This window comes from Mesorhizobium sp. M2E.F.Ca.ET.209.01.1.1, assembly GCF_004010375.2.
GTDB lineage: Bacteria > Pseudomonadota > Alphaproteobacteria > Rhizobiales > Rhizobiaceae > Mesorhizobium.
This window is the reverse complement of record NZ_SADP02001015.1, coordinates 1-301: the sequence shown is the minus strand read 5'-3', so window position 1 is coordinate 301 and position 301 is coordinate 1. Positions and strand designations below refer to the sequence as shown.

The 301-nt window shown below is 64.8% G+C and carries 1 pseudogene; it reads left to right on the top strand.

The features are described from left to right. Positions 1–301, top strand: a pseudogene (locus tag EN852_RS38915) (glucan 1,4-alpha-glucosidase); the annotation flags it as partial.

The window sequence follows — 301 nt, the reverse complement described above, 5'->3', positions numbered from 1 at the left end:
CAACGGCGCGCCCGACCCTTCCTGCCAGGCCGCCGAAAACGGCAATGTCGCGCTGGCCGGCGAGATTGGCTTTTCGGCCGGCAAGACCACCACCTTGCTGGCGCTCGGCTTCGGCGCTTCGCCGGAAGAAGCCGCCGACCTTGCCCTTGCAAGCCTGAAACAGGGTTTCGAGCCGGCAGCGGAAACCTATGTCGAAAACTGGCGGAAATTCCAGGCGGGTCTCGAAAAACTCGATCGTCCGGCCGCCTCCGGGCTGAACACATACCGCGTCAGCACCGCGGTGCTGGCAACGCATCTGTCG